Origin of the sequence: Streptomyces sp. MP131-18, assembly GCF_001984575.1 — a bacterium.
Lineage (GTDB): Bacteria > Actinomycetota > Actinomycetes > Streptomycetales > Streptomycetaceae > Streptomyces > Streptomyces johnsoniae.
Genome location: NZ_LZNS01000001.1, coordinates 5,691,216 through 5,707,193 on the forward strand (window position 1 = coordinate 5,691,216; position 15,978 = coordinate 5,707,193).

14 protein-coding genes are annotated in these 15,978 nt (G+C 73.5%); 8 read left to right on the plus strand and 6 right to left on the minus strand.

Translation table 11 applies throughout. The features are described 5' to 3' along the window. The first annotated feature begins 71 nt into the window (after positions 1-71). From STBA_RS25670 to STBA_RS25685, 4 genes are all read left to right on the plus strand, one after another. Positions 72-854 (plus strand): ComEA family DNA-binding protein, encoded by a 783-nt coding sequence (locus tag STBA_RS25670; protein WP_253194991.1) that lies wholly within the window; start codon positions 72-74, stop codon positions 852-854. Positions 855-861: 7 nt separating this feature from the next. Next, entirely contained in the window at positions 862-3,312 is a 2,451-nt protein-coding gene (locus STBA_RS25675; RefSeq protein ID WP_077063593.1) for a ComEC/Rec2 family competence protein, read from the plus strand. A gap of 72 nt (positions 3,313-3,384) precedes the next feature. Further along, a complete protein-coding gene (locus STBA_RS25680) occupies positions 3,385-4,020 on the plus strand; it encodes a helix-turn-helix domain-containing protein (RefSeq protein ID WP_079252168.1) in 636 nt (211 codons plus the stop codon). Next, positions 4,017-5,288: an MFS transporter gene (locus tag STBA_RS25685; protein WP_077061483.1), complete on the plus strand. Its 1,272-nt coding sequence runs from the start codon at positions 4,017-4,019 to the stop codon at positions 5,286-5,288. The genes STBA_RS25680 and STBA_RS25685 overlap by 4 nt, the downstream gene beginning before the upstream one ends. Before the next feature lie 300 nt (positions 5,289-5,588). Here STBA_RS25685 and STBA_RS25690 read toward each other — a convergent pair whose 3' ends face one another. Further along, positions 5,589-6,047: a pyridoxamine 5'-phosphate oxidase gene (locus tag STBA_RS25690; RefSeq protein WP_077061484.1), complete on the minus strand. Its 459-nt coding sequence runs from the start codon at positions 6,045-6,047 to the stop codon at positions 5,589-5,591. A 79-nt stretch (positions 6,048-6,126) separates the two neighbouring features. Between STBA_RS25690 and STBA_RS25695 the strand changes: the two genes are divergently transcribed. Then, a complete protein-coding gene (locus tag STBA_RS25695) occupies positions 6,127-6,942 on the plus strand; it encodes an arylamine N-acetyltransferase (protein ID WP_077061485.1) in 816 nt (271 codons plus the stop codon). 13 nt (positions 6,943-6,955) lie between these two features. Here STBA_RS25695 and STBA_RS25700 read toward each other — a convergent pair whose 3' ends face one another. Both STBA_RS25700 and STBA_RS25705 read right to left on the minus strand, forming a co-directional pair. Next, positions 6,956-7,426, minus strand: a complete 471-nt coding sequence (locus STBA_RS25700) for a hypothetical protein (protein WP_077061486.1) — start codon at positions 7,424-7,426, stop codon at positions 6,956-6,958. A 359-nt stretch (positions 7,427-7,785) separates the two neighbouring features. Further along, positions 7,786-8,031: a hypothetical protein gene (locus STBA_RS25705; protein ID WP_077061487.1), complete on the minus strand. Its 246-nt coding sequence runs from the start codon at positions 8,029-8,031 to the stop codon at positions 7,786-7,788. Positions 8,032-8,070: 39 nt separating this feature from the next. Between STBA_RS25705 and holA the strand changes: the two genes are divergently transcribed. After that, positions 8,071-9,060 (plus strand): DNA polymerase III subunit delta, encoded by a 990-nt coding sequence (holA, locus tag STBA_RS25710; protein ID WP_077063595.1) that lies wholly within the window; start codon positions 8,071-8,073, stop codon positions 9,058-9,060. A gap of 48 nt (positions 9,061-9,108) precedes the next feature. Here holA and STBA_RS38010 read toward each other — a convergent pair whose 3' ends face one another. Together STBA_RS38010 and rpsT are read right to left on the minus strand one after the other, a co-directional pair. Continuing rightward, positions 9,109-10,032 carry a hypothetical protein gene (locus STBA_RS38010; RefSeq protein ID WP_077061488.1) on the minus strand — a complete coding sequence of 308 codons (924 nt, stop codon included), beginning with the start codon at positions 10,030-10,032 and terminating at the stop codon, positions 9,109-9,111. Between the two features lie 245 nt (positions 10,033-10,277). Beyond that, positions 10,278-10,544 (minus strand): 30S ribosomal protein S20, encoded by a 267-nt coding sequence (gene rpsT, locus STBA_RS25720; RefSeq protein WP_077061489.1) that lies wholly within the window; start codon positions 10,542-10,544, stop codon positions 10,278-10,280. 165 nt (positions 10,545-10,709) lie between these two features. Here rpsT and lepA point away from each other — a divergent pair, with 165 nt between their 5' ends. Both lepA and STBA_RS25730 read left to right on the plus strand, forming a co-directional pair. Further along, positions 10,710-12,569, plus strand: coding sequence for a translation elongation factor 4 (gene lepA, locus STBA_RS25725; protein ID WP_077061490.1), 1,860 nt, complete (start codon positions 10,710-10,712; stop codon positions 12,567-12,569). A gap of 112 nt (positions 12,570-12,681) precedes the next feature. After that, positions 12,682-14,565, plus strand: coding sequence for an AMP-dependent synthetase/ligase (locus tag STBA_RS25730; RefSeq protein ID WP_077061491.1), 1,884 nt, complete (start codon positions 12,682-12,684; stop codon positions 14,563-14,565). A 175-nt stretch (positions 14,566-14,740) separates the two neighbouring features. Here the strand turns inward: STBA_RS25730 and hemW are convergent, their stop codons facing one another. Then, a complete protein-coding gene (gene hemW, locus STBA_RS25735; RefSeq protein ID WP_077061492.1) occupies positions 14,741-15,973 on the minus strand; it encodes a radical SAM family heme chaperone HemW in 1,233 nt (410 codons plus the stop codon). Positions 15,974-15,978 lie beyond the last annotated feature (5 nt).

A 15,978-nucleotide genomic window follows, 5' to 3' on the forward strand; every position in this document is an offset into this window, starting at 1 on the left:
CCGAAGCGCCGTCGCCGTCACCGTCGTCGGCCGGACGGGCGGGGCCCGACGGGTCGGCTGTTGTTGACGCGGTGCCGCCCGCGGCTCCGCTGCCATGGCGCGCACGGGTCCGGCTCGCCGTGGGCGAGCGGCTGCCGGGGTGGGCGCGGTTGCGCTGCGGGGTCGAGCCGAGGACCGTCGCCGCGCTGTGCCTGGTGCTCGTCGTCGCCGCGGGGTTCGCCGTGCACCACTACTGGACGGGGCGTCCGCGCGCGGTGACGGCGGTGGAGCAGGCGGCGGCGCCGCCCGGCGCCCCGCCTTCCGCCGGTTCCGGTCCCGGTTCCGGTGCCGCGGCTCCCCCGGCGGAGTCCGCGGCGGAGGCGGCAGGGCCCGCGGCCGACGCCGCCGCGGCGCCGTCCGGGGCGCCCGCCGCCGGGTCCGTCGTGGTCGACGTGGCGGGCGAGGTCCGCGAGCCCGGCGTGTACACGCTGCCCGCGGGCTCCCGCGTCGCCGACGCGATCGAGGCCGCGGGCGGGGCGCCGGGCGATGCCGCCGACGGGCTCAACCGGGCCCGGGTGCTGGTCGACGGCGAGCAGGTCCTCGTCGACGGCGAGCAGCCGGCCGCGCCCGCCGCGCCCGCCGCGCCCGCCGGGGGCGCGCCACCGCCCGGCGGCGGCCCCGCGGCCCCCCTCCGGCTGAACACGGCGACGGTCGAGCAGTTGCAGGAGTTGCCGGGTATCGGCCCGGTGCTGGCGGGGCGCCTGGTCGCGTTCCGCACCGAGCACGGGGGCTTCACCTCCGTCGAGCAGTTGGGCGAGGTCACCGGGATCGGTGAGCGGCGCCTGGCGGATCTGAGGGACCGTGTCACGCTCTGACGCCGCGATCCCGGCCGCACGGGCCGGGCGGCCGGGGCGCGCGGGGGAGCGGCGGGCGGCACCGGCGGATCTGCGTCTCGTTCCGGCCGCCGCCGCGGCCTGGGTGGCCGCCGCCCTGGCCCTCGACGCCCCGGGACGGCCGGTCGCCCTCGGCGTCGTGGGCTGCCTGCTCGTCGCGGGATCAGCTCTGCTGTGGCGGCTGCACCGGCCGGGCCGTCGGCTCGCGGCGGCCGTGGCGATGGCGCTGCTGTGCGCCGCCGCGGGCGGTGCGGTCGCGGGGCTGCACGCGGCGGCGGCCAGGGCCGGGCCGCTGCCCGGCCTGGCCGGGCAGCGGGTCGACGTGGAGGTCGAGGTCACCGGCGATCCGGTCCTGGCCGCGCGGCGGGCAGGCGTCGCGGAAGACGCACCGCGCCCGGTGCTGCTGCCGGCTCAGGTCGTGCGGCTGCACGCGGCCGACGGCGGGGTGCGGAGCCTGCGCAGCCGGGTCCTGGTCGTCGTCCAGGGCGAACGGGCGGCGCCATGGCTGTCGTTGCTGCCCTCGACACGCCTGCGGACCACCGCGCGCGCCGCGCCGCCGATGCCGGGACGCGCCTGGGAGCTGGCGTCCGTGCTGCGGGTGCGGGATGAGGGGCTGCCCGCGGTGACGGGCGGGCCGAGTGCGGTCCAGCGGTTCGCCGGGCGGCTGCGGGCCGGGCTGCGCGAGGCCGCGGCGGGTCTGCCGGGCGATGCCCGGGTGCTGTTGCCCGCGCTCGTCATCGGCGACGACTCCGGCGTACCGGCCGACCTGGAGGAGGCTGTCCAGGCCACCGGGCTGACGCACCTCGTCGCGGTCAGCGGCAGTCAGGTGGCCATCGTGCTCGGCCTGCTCATCGGCAGCCCCGGCACCGCGTCCCGGGCCGAGCGGGGCGGGCTCGCGGCCCGGCTCGGCATACCGCTGCGGAGCACGGCGCTGGCCGGCGGGGTGCTCGTGGTGGGCTTCGTCCTGGTGTGCCGCCCCGATCCCAGCGTCCTGCGCGCCGCCGTCTGCGCTGGCATTCTGCTGCTCGCCCTGGCCACCGGGCGACGCCGTTCGCTGCTGCCCGCCCTGGCCGCCGCGGCGCTCCTGCTGATCCTGTACGACCCGTCCCTGGCGCGGTCGTTCGGCTTCCTGCTGTCGGTGCTGGCGACGGGTGCGCTGCTGACCGTCGCCCCGGTCTGGAGCCTGGCGCTGTGCCGCCGCGGAGTGCCGCGGTGGCCGGCCGAGGCGCTGGCCGCCGCGGGGGCGGCCCAGTTGGTGTGCGCCCCGGTGGTCACCGTGTTCGCGGAGACCACCAGCCTGGTCGCCATCCCGTGCAACCTGCTGGCGGGGTTCGCCGTCGCCCCCGTCATCGTGCTCGGCTGGGCGGCGATGGCCCTGGCGCTGCCGGCGCCGGGCGTGGCCGAAGTGCTGGTCCTGATCGCGAGCTGGCCGGTGCGCTGGATCGCGGCCGTGGCCCGCACCGGCGCGGCGCTGCCCGGGGCCGAGCTGGACTGGCCGGGCGGCTGGTGGGGGGCTGCGCTGCTCGCGGGCGCCACCGTCGCCGCGGTGACGCTGGCGCGGCGGCTGCCCGGCCGTCCGGTCACGGCGGCGGTCTGCGTGCTGCTGCTCCTGCTCGCCGTGCTGCGCCCGCCGCCGTTGGTGCGGGTGCTGACCGGCTGGCCGCCGCCGGGCTGGCGGGTCGTGGCGTGTGACGTGGGCCAGGGTGACGCGCTGGTGCTTGCGGCGGGTCCCGGCCGGGCGCTGGTGGTCGACGCGGGCCCCGAGCCGGCGGCCGTGGACCGGTGCCTGCGGGATCTCGGGGTGCGGGAAGTGCCGCTGGTGATCCTGAGCCACTACCACGCCGATCATGTCTCGGGACTGTCCGGCGTGCTGCGGGGGCGTTCGGTCGGCGCCGTCCAGACCACGGCCGTGCGGGACCCGCCGGAGCAGGCGGAGTTCGTGGCGCGGGCGGCCGCCGACGCGGGGGTGCCGGTGCTCACCGCGGTGCCGGGGGAGCGGCGCCGCCTCGGGGAGGGGCTGAGCTGGGAGGTGTTGTGGCCGCCCGCGGGCGCGAGCGCCGCCGGGCTCGGGGCCAACGACGCGAGCGTCACGCTGCTGGTGCGGGCCGGGAAGCTGACGGTGTTCCTGCCGGGTGATCTGGAGCCACCGGCGCAGGAGCGGCTACTGGCCGAGCGCCCCGGTCTGCCGCGGGTGGACGTGCTGAAGGTGGCGCACCACGGGTCGGCGGCGCAGCACCAGCCGCTGCTCGACCGGCTGCGACCGCGGATCGCCCTGGTCAGCTGCGGCGCGGACAACCGGTACGGCCACCCCGCTCCGCGCACCCTCGCGGCCCTGTCCCGAGCCGGGGCGGCGGTGCTGCGGACGGACGCGCACGGCGCGCTGGCCGTCGCCTCGACGGCCGAGGGGCCGCGCGGTACCGCCCGTGAGGCGCCCATGTAAAGCCAATTTGCTAAAGGAAGGTTGCTAAAGATACCTTGCTAAAGCTTTCTTGTTATAGCTATCGTCGCGGGCATGGAGAACGACAACGAGCCCGCCGCCCCGGAGCCGAGTGCCGGGCCGTTCGCGCAGTCACACGTCCGTCTCACCGACCCGAAGGCGTTGCGCGCCTACAGCCATCCCACCCGCATGCAGTTGGTGGGGCTGCTCCGCCTGCGGGGGCCGCTGACCGCGACCGAGGCCGCCCAGCTCACCGGCCAGTCCGTGGCCAGCTGCTCCTACCACCTGCGGATGCTGGCCAAGCACGGACTGGTGGAGGAGGACGAGAGCGGCACCGGTCGGCAGAAGCCGTGGCGGGCCACGGCCCGTTACACCTCGTGGCCCGACCACTCGGACGATCCCGCCGTCGCCGAGGCGAGCACCGCGCTGAGCACCATGGTGGCCGAAACGTGGTTCGAGCGTGTCCTCCGGGCCATCGAGACGCGCGGCACGCTGCCGCGCGAATGGCAGGAGGCCGAGGAGTTCAGCGACGAGGTGCTCTTCCTGCTGCCCGCCGAGCTGAAGGAGCTGCGGACGGACATCACGGCGCTCCTCGACAAGTACGCCGACCGGGCCGATCCCGCGCGGCGGCCCGAGGGGGCGCTGCCGGTCGAGTTCCTGCGCATTGCCTACGCCCGTCAGGAGGGCGACTACGGCGGGGACCCCAGGTGAGCCGGTTCGGTCGGCACGTGCCCGGGCTGCTGCGGGGGCGGCCGTTCCGCCGCTACTGGACGGGCCAGTCCATCTCGCTGGCCGGCGATCAGATATCCCTCATCGCGCTGCCGCTCGCCGCCGTCCTCATCCTGGACGCCGACGCCGCGCAGATGGGGCTGCTCAAGACCGTGGAGCTGCTGCCCGCCCTGCTGCTCTCCCTGCCCGCCGGGGCCTGGGCCGACCGCAGGACCAGGCGCCGCCACGTCATGATCGCCACCGACCTCGGCCGCGCCGCGCTGATCGCCTCCGTGCCGCTCGCCCACCTCCTGGGGGTGCTGACCCTCGCGCAGATGTACTGCGTCGCCGCGGGCATCGGGGCGCTGACGGTGTTGTTCGACGTCTGCAACGTGACGCTCTTCGTCTCGCTCGTCCCCGCCGACCGTTTCGTACAGGGCCAGTCGCTGCTGAACGGGAGCCGTGCCATGGCCAACGTCGGCGGGCCGAGCGCCGGCGGCATCCTCGTTCAGATCCTGACCGCCCCGATCGCGCTGATCGCCACCGGCCTGGCCTACCTGGCGTCCGCCGGTTTCCTCGCCCGCGTCCACCCGGTGGAGCCGCCGCCCGCCGCGCCCGCCAAGGGCTACTTCACCGAGGGCCTGCGCTGGGTGCTGAACAACCCGTACATGCGGTCGATGTTCGCCGCGTCCGGCACCCTCCAGTTCTTCAACTTCATCTTCCACACCCTGTTCGTGCTCTACGCCACCACGGAACTCGGCCTCAGCCCCGGTGTTCTGGGTCTCGTGCTCGGCCTCGGCGCCGTCGGCGGCCTGCTGGGCGCCGCCCTCACCGGCCGCGTGGTGCGGCGCCTGGGGGTCGGACCCACCGCGGTCCTCGGCGCCGCCGGTTTCACCGTGCCGCTGATGCTCATACCGCTCGCCGACGGCCCGCAGCCCCTGGTGATCGCGATGCTCGGCACGGCCGAATTCCTGTCCTGCTTCGGCGTGATGCTCGTCGACATCACCCTCGGCTCTCTCCAGATGGCCCTGATCCCGCACGAGTTGCGCGCCCGCGTCACCGGCGCCTACCGCATGCTCAACCACGGCTTCCGCCCGCTCGGCGCCCTCGCGGGCGGCGCACTCGGCACCGCCATCGGACTGCGCCCGAGCCTGTGGATCGGCACCGCCGGCGCCGTACTCGGCCTGCTGTGGATACTCCCCTCCCCGATCCCCCGCCTGCGCGAACTGCCCACCACCGAACCGGCGGCCCACGTCGAGTCAGCGGTCTGAACGGAAGTGTCACTTCCGATCCCGCCGCGCCCACCCGCCCTCCTGTGCACCCCCGGACGCGGCTGTCCCGCTGGGCACACGCCGGAAGGCCGACGGGCCGCAAGCTCCGGTAGCCGTTCCGCCACGCGTGTCAGTCACGGTAGGTAAGGTAGCGAACACGGGTCCACAGGAGATCCGGGAATGGGGGACAGACGCTTTTCAAGCCGGGGGAGTTGGGACAGCAAGACGCCCGGCTCGGTAGTGGTCGTATCCGCTCATGCGTGGCGGGTGTTCCTGGGCGCGGCCGTCGGGTAGGGGCGGTCAGACGAGCCAGGTGCCGTCTCGCATCAGGTGGCGGTCCGGGATCTCGTTGACCTCGCGCCAGGCGCGTACCGTGCGCGGGTGGAAGCGGATGAACGTCCAGGCGGGTCGGCCCCTGACGTCCCAGGAGAGCTTCTCCGCGAAGTGGTCGCCTTCCTCGGCGCCGATCCGGTCGTTCGCCACGACCTCGGCCTCCGCGTCGATGATCACCACGTCCCTGGTGTGGCCGAGGGCAAGCGTCGCGCGGCCGGTCCTGCGGGCGTTGACCGTTGTCGGGTTGGTCTCCCGCGTGGTGACCACGAGAACGCCCTCGTGCCACACGAACGACAGCGGCACCAGGCACGTGTCGCCGTCCGGGCCCGAGGTGGACACCCACAGGTCGATGTCCTCCGCCAGCCGCGCCAGCACGTCCTGTTTGCGTTGCGCGCCGTCGCGCGCCGCGGCCTTCTCGCTCGCCATGCACGTCACGCTAGTACCAGGCCGCTGACCAGGCCATAGGCCGCACGACCTAGGTCCACACCCGTGTCACGATTGACTGATGAACGACGGACGCATCGCCGCCTACCTCCGCCGCATCCGGGCCGGACACCCCGCGGTCGCCGACGCGGAGGCCCTGCGGGGGCTTCAGATGCGGCACCTGCACGCGGTGCCCTTCGAAAACCTGTCGATTCACCTCGGCGAGGAGATGGCCCTCACCGACGCGGCCGTCCACGAGCAGGTGGTCGACCGGCGGCGCGGCGGCATCTGCTATCAGCTCAACGGCGCGTTCGCCGCGCTCCTGCGCGGCCTCGGCTTCGCCGTGACGCCGCTCAGCGGCCGGGTCGTCGCGGACGGGGGCCCGGGGCTGCCCTACGACCACCTCGTGCTCCTCGTCACCGGCGCGGGGCTGACCGAGCCGTGGCTCGCGGACGTCGGCTTCGGCGACCACGCGCACCACCCGCTGCGCTACGACAGCCGGGACGAACAGACCGATCCGGCGGGAACGTTCCGGCTGGCGGAGACGGCGGACGGCGACCTGGAGCTGCTGCGGGACGGCAAGCCGCAGCTGGTCATCGAACAACGGCCGCGTGTGCTCGCCGATTTCGAGGCCACCTGCTGGTACCACAGGACCTCGCCGCTCTCGCATTTCACCCGCTCCCTTGTGTGCTCCCGGCTCACCGAGGAGGGCCGGGTCACGCTCAGCGGGCGAACGCTGAAGGTGACGACCGCGGGCGGGCGCGAGGCGACGGAGCTGCCGGACGAGGCCGCCGTTCTGGACGCCTACCGCACCCACTTCGGGATCGAGCTGGACGCGGAGCCACGCCTGAGTGCGCTGAACGCCGGTGCGGCGGCCATCCGGCCGCCGCACCCCTGACATCCGTCCGCCGTCAGAACTCGAACGGTCCCGGCGACTGCGGCGAGGTCGCGGTGCAGTTCACCGTGATGAGCCCCAGGGCCGTGAACTCCAGGGATTCCACTTCGAGCACGTCGCCCGCGGCGACCGTCCCGCTCAGCGGGCCGGTCGTCACATCGTCACCGGCCGCCATCGCCGGGTTGTCGTTCCCGGTGAACGTCGTCGTCCCGCTGCCGTTCAGCGTCAGCGTGAGCGTGGAGTCGACCGTGCCCGCCGGGACGGCGATGGGCGCCGTGACGGCCGAGGAGGTCACGGTGATGGTCGCCGACGTGCCGTCCTGCGTGGCCACGAGCGTGGCCTCGCCGGAGCCGTACGAACCACAGTCGGCCGATACCGTCGCGGTCGTCGGCTCCACCGCGATGGCGGTGGGGGCCAGGGCGAGCGCGCCCGTGGCCAGGGCCGCGGTGGTCGTCACGAGACCGATTCCGAGCTTGCTGCGTCGCATGGGAACTGCCTTTCGGTGTGGGGGAGTCGTCTTACTTCCGCTCGCCGCTGTGCACGGGTGCACGGGTGGACCGGGGCGTGGCGGAGCTCCACCGTGCCCCGGGGGCGGTGCTGGGGGGACTGCGGCGCGCGGGGGTGCGCCCGTGTGCGTGCGATGCCGGGTGCCCGCGGCGGCCGGATCGCGTACGGGCGTGCACGTCCCGTACCGGCCTCCGCCGGCATGTCGAACTCTGCTCGAACTTGCTGCTTATCGCGCGATGTTCATTGACCCGCGAGGAGGCGCGGAACGCAAGAAGGGGCGTCCATGATTTTTACCTGGCAGTAGGAATGCGCCACGCCCGGTCGCCCCCGCGGAACGCCTCAGGCGCGTTCGAGCCAGCCCTCGTACTCCTCGGCCAGGGCGGCCAGTGCGGCGAGGGTGGCCGGGGGCCAGCCGGCCGGTGGGGTGTCGAGAACCACGAGCCACTGGGCGTCCTCGGCGTCGTCCTCGCCCGCCAGGGCGTCCCGGACCGGCCGCGGCTCCTCGGGCAGGCCGAGGCGGTCGGCCACTTCCGCCGCCACGTCGTCCGCGGCCTCGCGGTCGGGCAGCACCAGAACGTGTTGCATGGGGCCAGGCTGTCACAGGCGCGTGGGATGCTGGTGCGCATGGCTGCCACAACCACCGTGTCCGACGGCGGGCCCCCCGGGGCGTTCGCCCTGGCCGTGGGGCAGGAGGAGCTGCTGCTCGACCGCGCCGTGCAGCAGGTGATCGCTGCCGCGCGGGCCGCGGACCCGGACACCGACGTACGCGATCTGGCGCCCGGCGCGCTCCAGCCCGGCACGCTGGCCGAGCTGACCAGCCCCTCGTTGTTCGCCGAGCGCAAGGTGGTGGTCGTGCGGGCCGCGCAGGATCTGCCCGCCGACATCGTCAAGGAGATCAAGGCGTATCTGGCCGCGCCCGCGGAGGAGATCACGCTGGTGCTGCTGCATGCGGGCGGCGCGAAGGGCAAGGGGCTGCTCGACGCGGCGCGCAAGGCGGGGGCGAGCGAGTACGCCTGCCCGAAGATGACCAAGCCGGCGGAGCGGCTGGCGTTCGTGCGGGCCGAGTTCCGCGCGGCGGGACGCAGCGCCACGCCCGCCGCCTGCCAGGCGCTGGTCGACGCGATCGGCAGCGACCTGCGCGAGCTGGCCTCGGCCTGCACGCAGCTGGCCGCCGACGTGCCGGAGGCCATCGACGAGGCGGTGGTGGCCCGTTACTACACGGGTCGTGCGGAGGCGTCCAGCTTCACCGTCGCCGACCGGGCCGTCGAGGGCCGCACCGCGGACGCGCTGGAGGCGCTGCGCTGGGCGCTCGCCACGGGGGTCGCGCCGGTGCTCGTCACGAGTGCGCTGGCGCAGGGCGTGCGTGCCATCGGCAAGCTGGCCTCGGCGCCCGGCGGGATGCGGCCGGGCGACCTGGCAAGGGAGCTGGGCATGCCGCCGTGGAAGATCGACCGGGTCAGGCAGCAGATGCGCGGCTGGTCGGCGAACGGTGTGGCGCTCGCGCTGCGCGCCGTGGCGGACGCGGACGCGGCCGTCAAGGGCGGCGGCGACGACCCGGCGTACGCGCTGGAGAAGGCCGTGGTCGCCATCGCGGGGGCGGCGCGCTCCCGTTGACGTGAGGGCGCGCGGCGGTTGCCGACGGCGGCAGCCGGCCTCCCGCGCTCAGACCGCTTCTGGCTCTCCCGGGCCGCCCCGGCTTCCGCCGTCGTCGTCCGGCTCCTCGGTGCCGCCGTCATCGTTGCCGTCCTGCCCGCCGTCGACACCGCCATCGACACCGCCGTCTGGACCGCCGCCCTCGCCGGTCCCGTCGCGCAGGGCAGCCAGCGTCTCCTCGGTGGCGTCGCGCAGCATGTCCCGCACCCGGTCCTCCTCGGCGAGGCCGTCGGGATCGTCGCCGAGGTAGGCGTTCCAGGTCAGTGAGTACTCGAACCAGCCGTCCCGCACGATGACGCGGGCCCAGGTCAGGTCGCCGCTGAGGGCGTCCTCGCCGAAGATGATGAACGCTTCTTCGCCCAGGTCCGCCAGTGGCTCCGTCCGGTAGTCGTAGTAGCCGTCGGCCTCGTTGTACTGCTCGTACGCCTCGGCCCTCGCCGCGAACTCGGGGGCCGGGTCCGTTCCCTTGTGCCAGCTCAGCTCGTACATCATGTAGGCGCTGTAGTAGCTGTCCGAGCCGGCGCCGGCCGGCTCCAGGGTGAACTCGCACTTGCTTAGGTCGAGGACCTCGGTCTGCGCGGCCTGCGAGGTCGGCTCGTCGTCCTCGTACGGCTGGTAGTCCGCCTCGAAGGCGGCCATGTCCGCCGTGCCGCACAGGTCGGCCTCGAACCGGTATCCGGCCAGGTCGGCCGCGTCGTCGGAGCCGATCGCCCCGGTCGCGAACAGGACACCGCCCCAGGCCGCCGAGGTCACCAGCACCCCGCCGACGCCGTAGAGCCAGCCGGGCATCCCGCCGCCGCGCGGCGGCGGGCCAGGCTGCGGCGGCACCATCGGTCCGAACCCGGCCGGGCCCTGCGCGTATCCGTAGGCCGCGGGGGCCGCCCCGTAGGGCGGCTGCTGGTAGGGGTTCGACGACCCCCCCGGTATCGACATGCCGTTAACCTACCGTCTCCGACCGGCCGCCCCCAGTCGCTTTCGGGTCGCCGGGCGCACAGAAAAGCCAGCGCACGCACCGGAAAAGGCAGAACCCCCGGCCGCCGGGGAGGCGGCCAGGGGCCCTGGACGTATGGTCAGGCACCGCACCCGTCGTGGCGAACGTTGGGATCAGCGCGGTGCCCGTGCCGTACCGGCCGGTGCGGAGAGAGGGGCCGCGGGAGCCGGGCCGGGTACGGGAGTGGTCAGCCCTTGAGCGCGTTGACCTGGGCGGCCAGCGCGGACTTCTTGTTCGCCGCGTTGTTGCGGTGCAGCACGCCCTTGCTCACGGCCTTGTCGAGCTTGCGGGCCGCGGCCGAGCGGGCGGCCTCGGCCTGCTCGTAGTCACCGGCGGCAGCGGCCTCGCGGGCGCGCCGGACGGCGGTCTTGACCTCGGACTTGATGGCCTGGTTACGCTGCCTGGCCTTCTCGTTGGTCTTGATCCGCTTGATCTGGGACTTGATGTTCGCCACGAATGAGCCTTCTCAGTGCGGTTGAGATGATGGGTGTCCGAACGGGACACAGTGGGCCAGCGTACCAGCGGCCCGCGCCCTGCTCCCAATCGGGGAGCGGGGCCGTCCGCATGGGACCATGGGGGCGACCAAGCGACCCACCGCCATGACCCGACAGGACCACGCGTGCCCGCGATCTCTTCGAACGCGCCGGAGCCGAGCCGCACCGAGCCGGCTCTCATCCGCAACTTCTGCATCATCGCGCACATCGACCACGGCAAGTCGACGCTCGCCGACCGGATGCTTCAGCTGACCGGCGTGGTCGAGCAGCGCCAGATGCGTGCCCAGTATCTCGACCGCATGGACATCGAGCGCGAGCGGGGCATCACGATCAAGTCCCAGGCGGTCCGGATGCCGTGGGCGTCCGACGGGACCCCGCACGTGCTCAACATGATCGATACGCCGGGGCACGTCGACTTCACCTACGAGGTCTCCCGGTCCCTCGCCGCGTGCGAGGGCTGCATCCTCCTCGTCGACGCGGCCCAGGGCATCGAGGCGCAGACCCTCGCCAATCTCTACCTGGCGATGGAGAACGACCTGACGATCATCCCCGTGCTCAACAAGATCGACCTGCCCGCCGCCCAGCCCGACAAGTTCGCCGCGGAGCTGGCGCACCTCATCGGCTGCGATCCGGACGACGTGCTGCGCGTCTCCGCCAAGACCGGGGACGGCGTTCCCGAGCTGCTCGACGAGGTGATCCGCCAGGTTCCGGCGCCGGTCGGCGACGCGGACGCGCCCGCCCGCGCCATGATCTTCGACTCCGTGTACGACGCGTACCGCGGCGTCGTCACCTACGTGAAGGTCGTCGACGGGCGGCTCGGCCGGCGCGAGCGCATTCAGATGATGTCCACGGGCGCCACCCACGAGCTGCTGGAGATCGGCGTCAACTCCCCGGAGATGACGCCCTCCGACGGCATCGCCGTCGGCGAGGTCGGCTACCTCATCACGGGCGTGAAGGACGTGCGGCAGTCGAAGGTGGGCGACACGGTCACCTGGCAGCGGAACGGCGCGACCGAGCCGCTGGGCGGCTACAAGGACCCGCGGCCCATGGTGTTCTCCGGCCTGTATCCCATCGACGGCTCGGACTACCCGGCGCTGCGCGACGCGCTGGAGAAGCTCCAGCTGAACGACGCGGCGCTGGTCTACGAGCCGGAGACCTCGGTGGCGCTCGGCTTCGGCTTCCGCGTCGGCTTCCTGGGGCTGCTGCACCTGGAGGTCATCCGTGAACGTCTGGAGCGCGAGTTCGGTCTCGATCTGATCGCCACCGCGCCCAATGTGGTCTACCAGGTGACCATGGAGGACGGCTCGGAGCACACGGTGACGAACCCGAGCGAGTTCCCCGTGGGGAAGATCGCGGAGGTCCGCGAGCCGGTGGTCAGGGCCACGCTCATCGCCCCCACCGAGTTCATCGGCGCGATCATGGAGCTGTGCCAGGCCAGGCGCGGGGCCATGCAGGGGATGGACTACCTCTCGGAGGAGCGGGTCGAGCTGCGCTACACGCTGCCGCTCGCGGAGATCGTCTTCGACTTCTTCGACGCGCTGAAGTCCAAGACCCGCGGCTACGCCTCGCTCGACTACGAGCCGACCGGCGAACAGGCCGCCGCGCTGGTGAAGGTCGACATCCTGCTGCACGGCGACAAGGTCGACGCGTTCTCGGCGATCGTCCACAAGGACAAGGCGTACGCGTACGGCGTGAAGATGGCCGGGAAGCTGAGGGAGCTGATTCCACGGCAGCAGTTCGAGGTGCCGATCCAGGCCGCGATCGGCTCACGGGTGATCGCCAGGGAGACGGTGCGTGCGATCCGCAAGGACGTGCTGTCCAAGTGCTACGGGGGCGACATCTCCCGCAAGCGGAAGCTGCTGGAGAAGCAGAAGGAGGGAAAGAAGCGCATGAAGATGGTGGGGCGGGTCGAGGTGCCCCAGGAGGCGTTCATCGCGGCACTTTCCTCCGACTCCGACGGCGGCGAGGCGAAGAACAAGAAATAGGCCCCTTACGTGCGAGGGCCGGGCCCTTTAGTCTGATCGCCACCCGGCGGTTACTGACGAGTTACCCCGGTGACCCCTGACCCCCGTTGCAGTGCGGCACCCGGAGGAAGTCGTGAGCGAGAAGCAGACCCCGACCCGCTCGATCGCGGAACGCCCGCCGTCCGTGGCCAACCTGTTCCTCGACCGGGTCGCCGCCACCCCGGACCGCGAGGCGTTCCGCTACCCGGTGCCCTCCGCGGGGGACGGTCCCGACGACTGGCGCAGCTACACGTGGGCGCAGTCCGCGCAGCGCGTCTACGCCATAGCGGCGGGACTGATGGACCTCGGGGTGCGGCCGGAGGAGCGGGTGGCGATCGCGTCCACGACGCGTGTGGACTGGATACTCGCCGACCTCGGCATCATCTGCGCGGGCGCGGCCACCACCACGGTGTACCCGCAGACCAACGCCGAGGAGACCGCGTACATCCTCGCCGACTCCGGCAGCCGCGTCCTGATCGCCGAGGACGCGGCGCAGCTGGCCAAGGCCCGCGAACGGCGGGCCGAGCTGCCCGGCCTCGCGCACGTGGTGGTGATCGAGGCGGCGGACGCGGTGCCCGCCGAGGGCGACCCGGAGGGCTGGGTCCTCTCGCTCGCCGACCTGGCGGAACGCGGGGCCGCCCACCTGGAGAAGAACCCGGACTGCGTCACCGACACCGTCGCGGCGCTGCGTCCCGACCAGCTGGCCACGCTCATCTACACCTCGGGCACCACCGGCCGCCCCAAGGGCGTGCGGCTCAGCCAGGACACCTGGTCGTACATGGGCCTGGCGATAGAGGCCATCGACCTGGAACGGCCGGACGGCGTGCAGTACCTGTGGCTGCCGCTCGCGCACGTCTTCGGGAAGGTACTGCTCGCCGCGCACGTCCAGATCGGGCACGTGATGGCCGTCGACGGGCGCATCGACAAGATCATCGAGAACCTGCCGGTCGTGCGGCCGAGCCTGATGTGCGGGGTGCCGCGCATTTACGAGCGCGTCTACAACGGCGTCGCGGCCAAGGCCAAGGCGGGCGGCGCGCTGCGCTTCAAGATCTTCAACTGGGCGGCCGGCATCGCCCGCGAGTACGCCCAGGTCTCCCAGGAGAACTTCCGGCGCACCGGCAAGGCCACCGTCCCCGCCGGGCTCGCGGCGCGCCACCGCGTCGCCGACCGGCTGGTGTACGCCAAGCTGCGCGCCGCCTTCGGCGGGCGCATGCAGGTGTGCGTGTCCGGCTCCGCGGCGCTCACCCCGGAGATCGGCTACTTCTTCTGCGGCGCGGGCATCCCGATCCTGGAGGGCTACGGCCTGACGGAGTCCGCGGCGGCCAGCTTCTGCAACCCGCGCGCCGCCTACCGCACCGGGACCGTCGGCAAGTCCCTGCCGGGCAACGAGGTCAAGATCGCCGACGACGGCGAGATCCTGCTGCGCGGCCCCGGCATCATGCAGGGCTATCACGGGCTGCCGGAGCAGACCGAGGCGGTCCTCGGGACCGACGGCTGGTTCCACACCGGCGACATCGGCGAGCTGTCGGACGACGGCTACCTGCGCATCACGGACCGGAAGAAGGACCTGTTCAAGACCTCGGGCGGCAAGTACGTGGCGCCCACGGAGATCGAGGGCCGTTTCAAGGCGGTGTGCCCCTATGCCTCGACGATGATCGTGATCGGCGCGGGCCGTAAGTACTGTTCCGCGCTGATCGCGCTGGACGAGGCGGCGATCCTCGGCTGGGCCGAGGAGGCGGGCATCGGCGGCGGCTACGCCGAGGTGGTGGCGCACGAGCGCACGCGGCAGCTGATCGACGGGTACGTGCAGGAGCTGAACGGGACGCTCCAGCGCTGGCAGACGGTGAAGAAGTTCCAGCTGCTGCCGCGCGAGCTGGACGTGGAGCACGGCGACCTCACGCCCAGCCTGAAGCTGAAGCGGCCCGTGGTGGAGCGCGAGTTCGACGGGCTGATCGGCTCGATGTACGAGAACGCCTGAGCGGCGAGCCTGCCGACGGCGACGGCGACGGCGACGGCGACGGCGACGGCGACGGCGACGGCGTTCGGGCCGGAACGGCGGCAGCGTTGCGCCGGCGAGGCCGGGAGGGAACTCCTGAGCGCCGGTGGTCGGGCCGGCAACGCCGGGGCCGCGTGGCGCCGCCGTCGGAGAGCCGTCAGTCCACGAGGTCCCGGGTCAGGGCGTCCGCGAGGAGCCGGCCGCGCAGCGTCAGCGCCGCGCGCCCCGCGGTGAACGCACCGGGGCGCAGCAGGCCGTCGGCCAGGGCACGGCGGGCCGCCGCGAGGCCGTCGGGGCGCAGCAGGGACAGCTCGCAGCCGGCGCCGAGGCGCAGCCGGAGCAGGATGTGCTCCACCCGGCGGTCCTCCGCCGTCAGTACCTCGCGGCCCGCGCCGGGGGAGCGGCCCTCGGCGAGCGCCTGGGCGTACGCGCCGGGGTGCTTCACGTTCCACCAGCGGACGCCGCCGACATGGCTGTGCGCGCCGGGTCCCGCGCCCCACCAGTCCGCGCCGGTCCAGTACAGCTCGTTGTGCCGGCAGCGGGCGGCGGGGGAGGTGGCCCAGTTGGAGACCTCGTACCAGGCGAACCCGGCCGCGGCGAGCGCCTCCTCGGCGATCAGGTAGCGGTCGGCGTGCACGTCGTCGTCGGGTGCGGCCACCTCGCCGCGGCGGACGCGGCCCGCCAGGCGCGTGCCGTCCTCGACGATCAGCGAGTACGCCGAGACGTGGTCGGGGCCCGCGCCGATGGCCGCCGCCAGCGAGGCCCGCCAGTCCGCGTCGGTCTCGCCCGGGGTGCCGTAGATCAGGTCGAGGCTGACGTGCTCGAAGCCGGCGGCGCGCGCCTCGGCGACGCAGGCCTCCGGGCGCCCCGGCGTGTGGGTGCGTTCCAGAACGGCGAGCACGTGCCGGCGTGCGCTCTGCATGCCGAACGAGACCCGGGTGAAGCCCGCCGCGCGCAGCGCGGCGAGCGACTCGGGACCGACCGAGTCCGGGTTGGCCTCGGTGGTGACCTCGGCGTCGGCGGCGAGGCCGAACTCGGCGCGCACCGCGTCCAGCATGCGCGCGAGGTCGGCGGGCGGCAGCAGGGTCGGGGTGCCGCCGCCGACGAACACCGTGCTGACCCGGCGCGGGTCGTCGCCCAGCACCTTGCGCGCGAGCCGGACCTCCTGCTCCAGGACCTCCGCGTAGTTCTCCCGGGAGGCCAGCGCCCCGCCGGAACCGCGCAGCTCGCCCGCCGTGTAGGTGTTGAAGTCGCAGTACCCGCAACGGGTCGCGCAGTACGGCACGTGCAGGTAGAAGGCGAGTGGCCGGCCGGCGGCGCCGGCGCGCGCGGTGGCGGGCAGCGCGCCGTCCGCGGGCACGGGCTCGCCGTCCAGGGGTGCGGAGGGCATGCTCC

Excerpts from the sequence above, each read along its gene's own strand:
- STBA_RS25680 (WP_079252168.1), top strand. The coding sequence starts at position 3,385 with ATGGAGAACGACAACGAGCCCGCCGCCCCGGAGCCGAGTGCCGGGCCG.
- STBA_RS25690 (WP_077061484.1), bottom strand. The coding sequence starts at position 6,047 with ATGGCGAGCGAGAAGGCCGCGGCGCGCGACGGCGCGCAACGCAAACAG.
- STBA_RS25695 (WP_077061485.1), top strand. The coding sequence starts at position 6,127 with ATGAACGACGGACGCATCGCCGCCTACCTCCGCCGCATCCGGGCCGGA.
- STBA_RS25700 (WP_077061486.1), bottom strand. The coding sequence starts at position 7,426 with ATGCGACGCAGCAAGCTCGGAATCGGTCTCGTGACGACCACCGCGGCC.
- STBA_RS25705 (WP_077061487.1), bottom strand. The coding sequence starts at position 8,031 with ATGCAACACGTTCTGGTGCTGCCCGACCGCGAGGCCGCGGACGACGTG.
- holA (WP_077063595.1), top strand. The coding sequence starts at position 8,071 with ATGGCTGCCACAACCACCGTGTCCGACGGCGGGCCCCCCGGGGCGTTC.
- STBA_RS38010 (WP_077061488.1), bottom strand. The coding sequence starts at position 10,032 with ATGTCGATACCGGGGGGGTCGTCGAACCCCTACCAGCAGCCGCCCTAC.
- hemW (WP_077061492.1), bottom strand. The coding sequence starts at position 15,973 with ATGCCCTCCGCACCCCTGGACGGCGAGCCCGTGCCCGCGGACGGCGCG.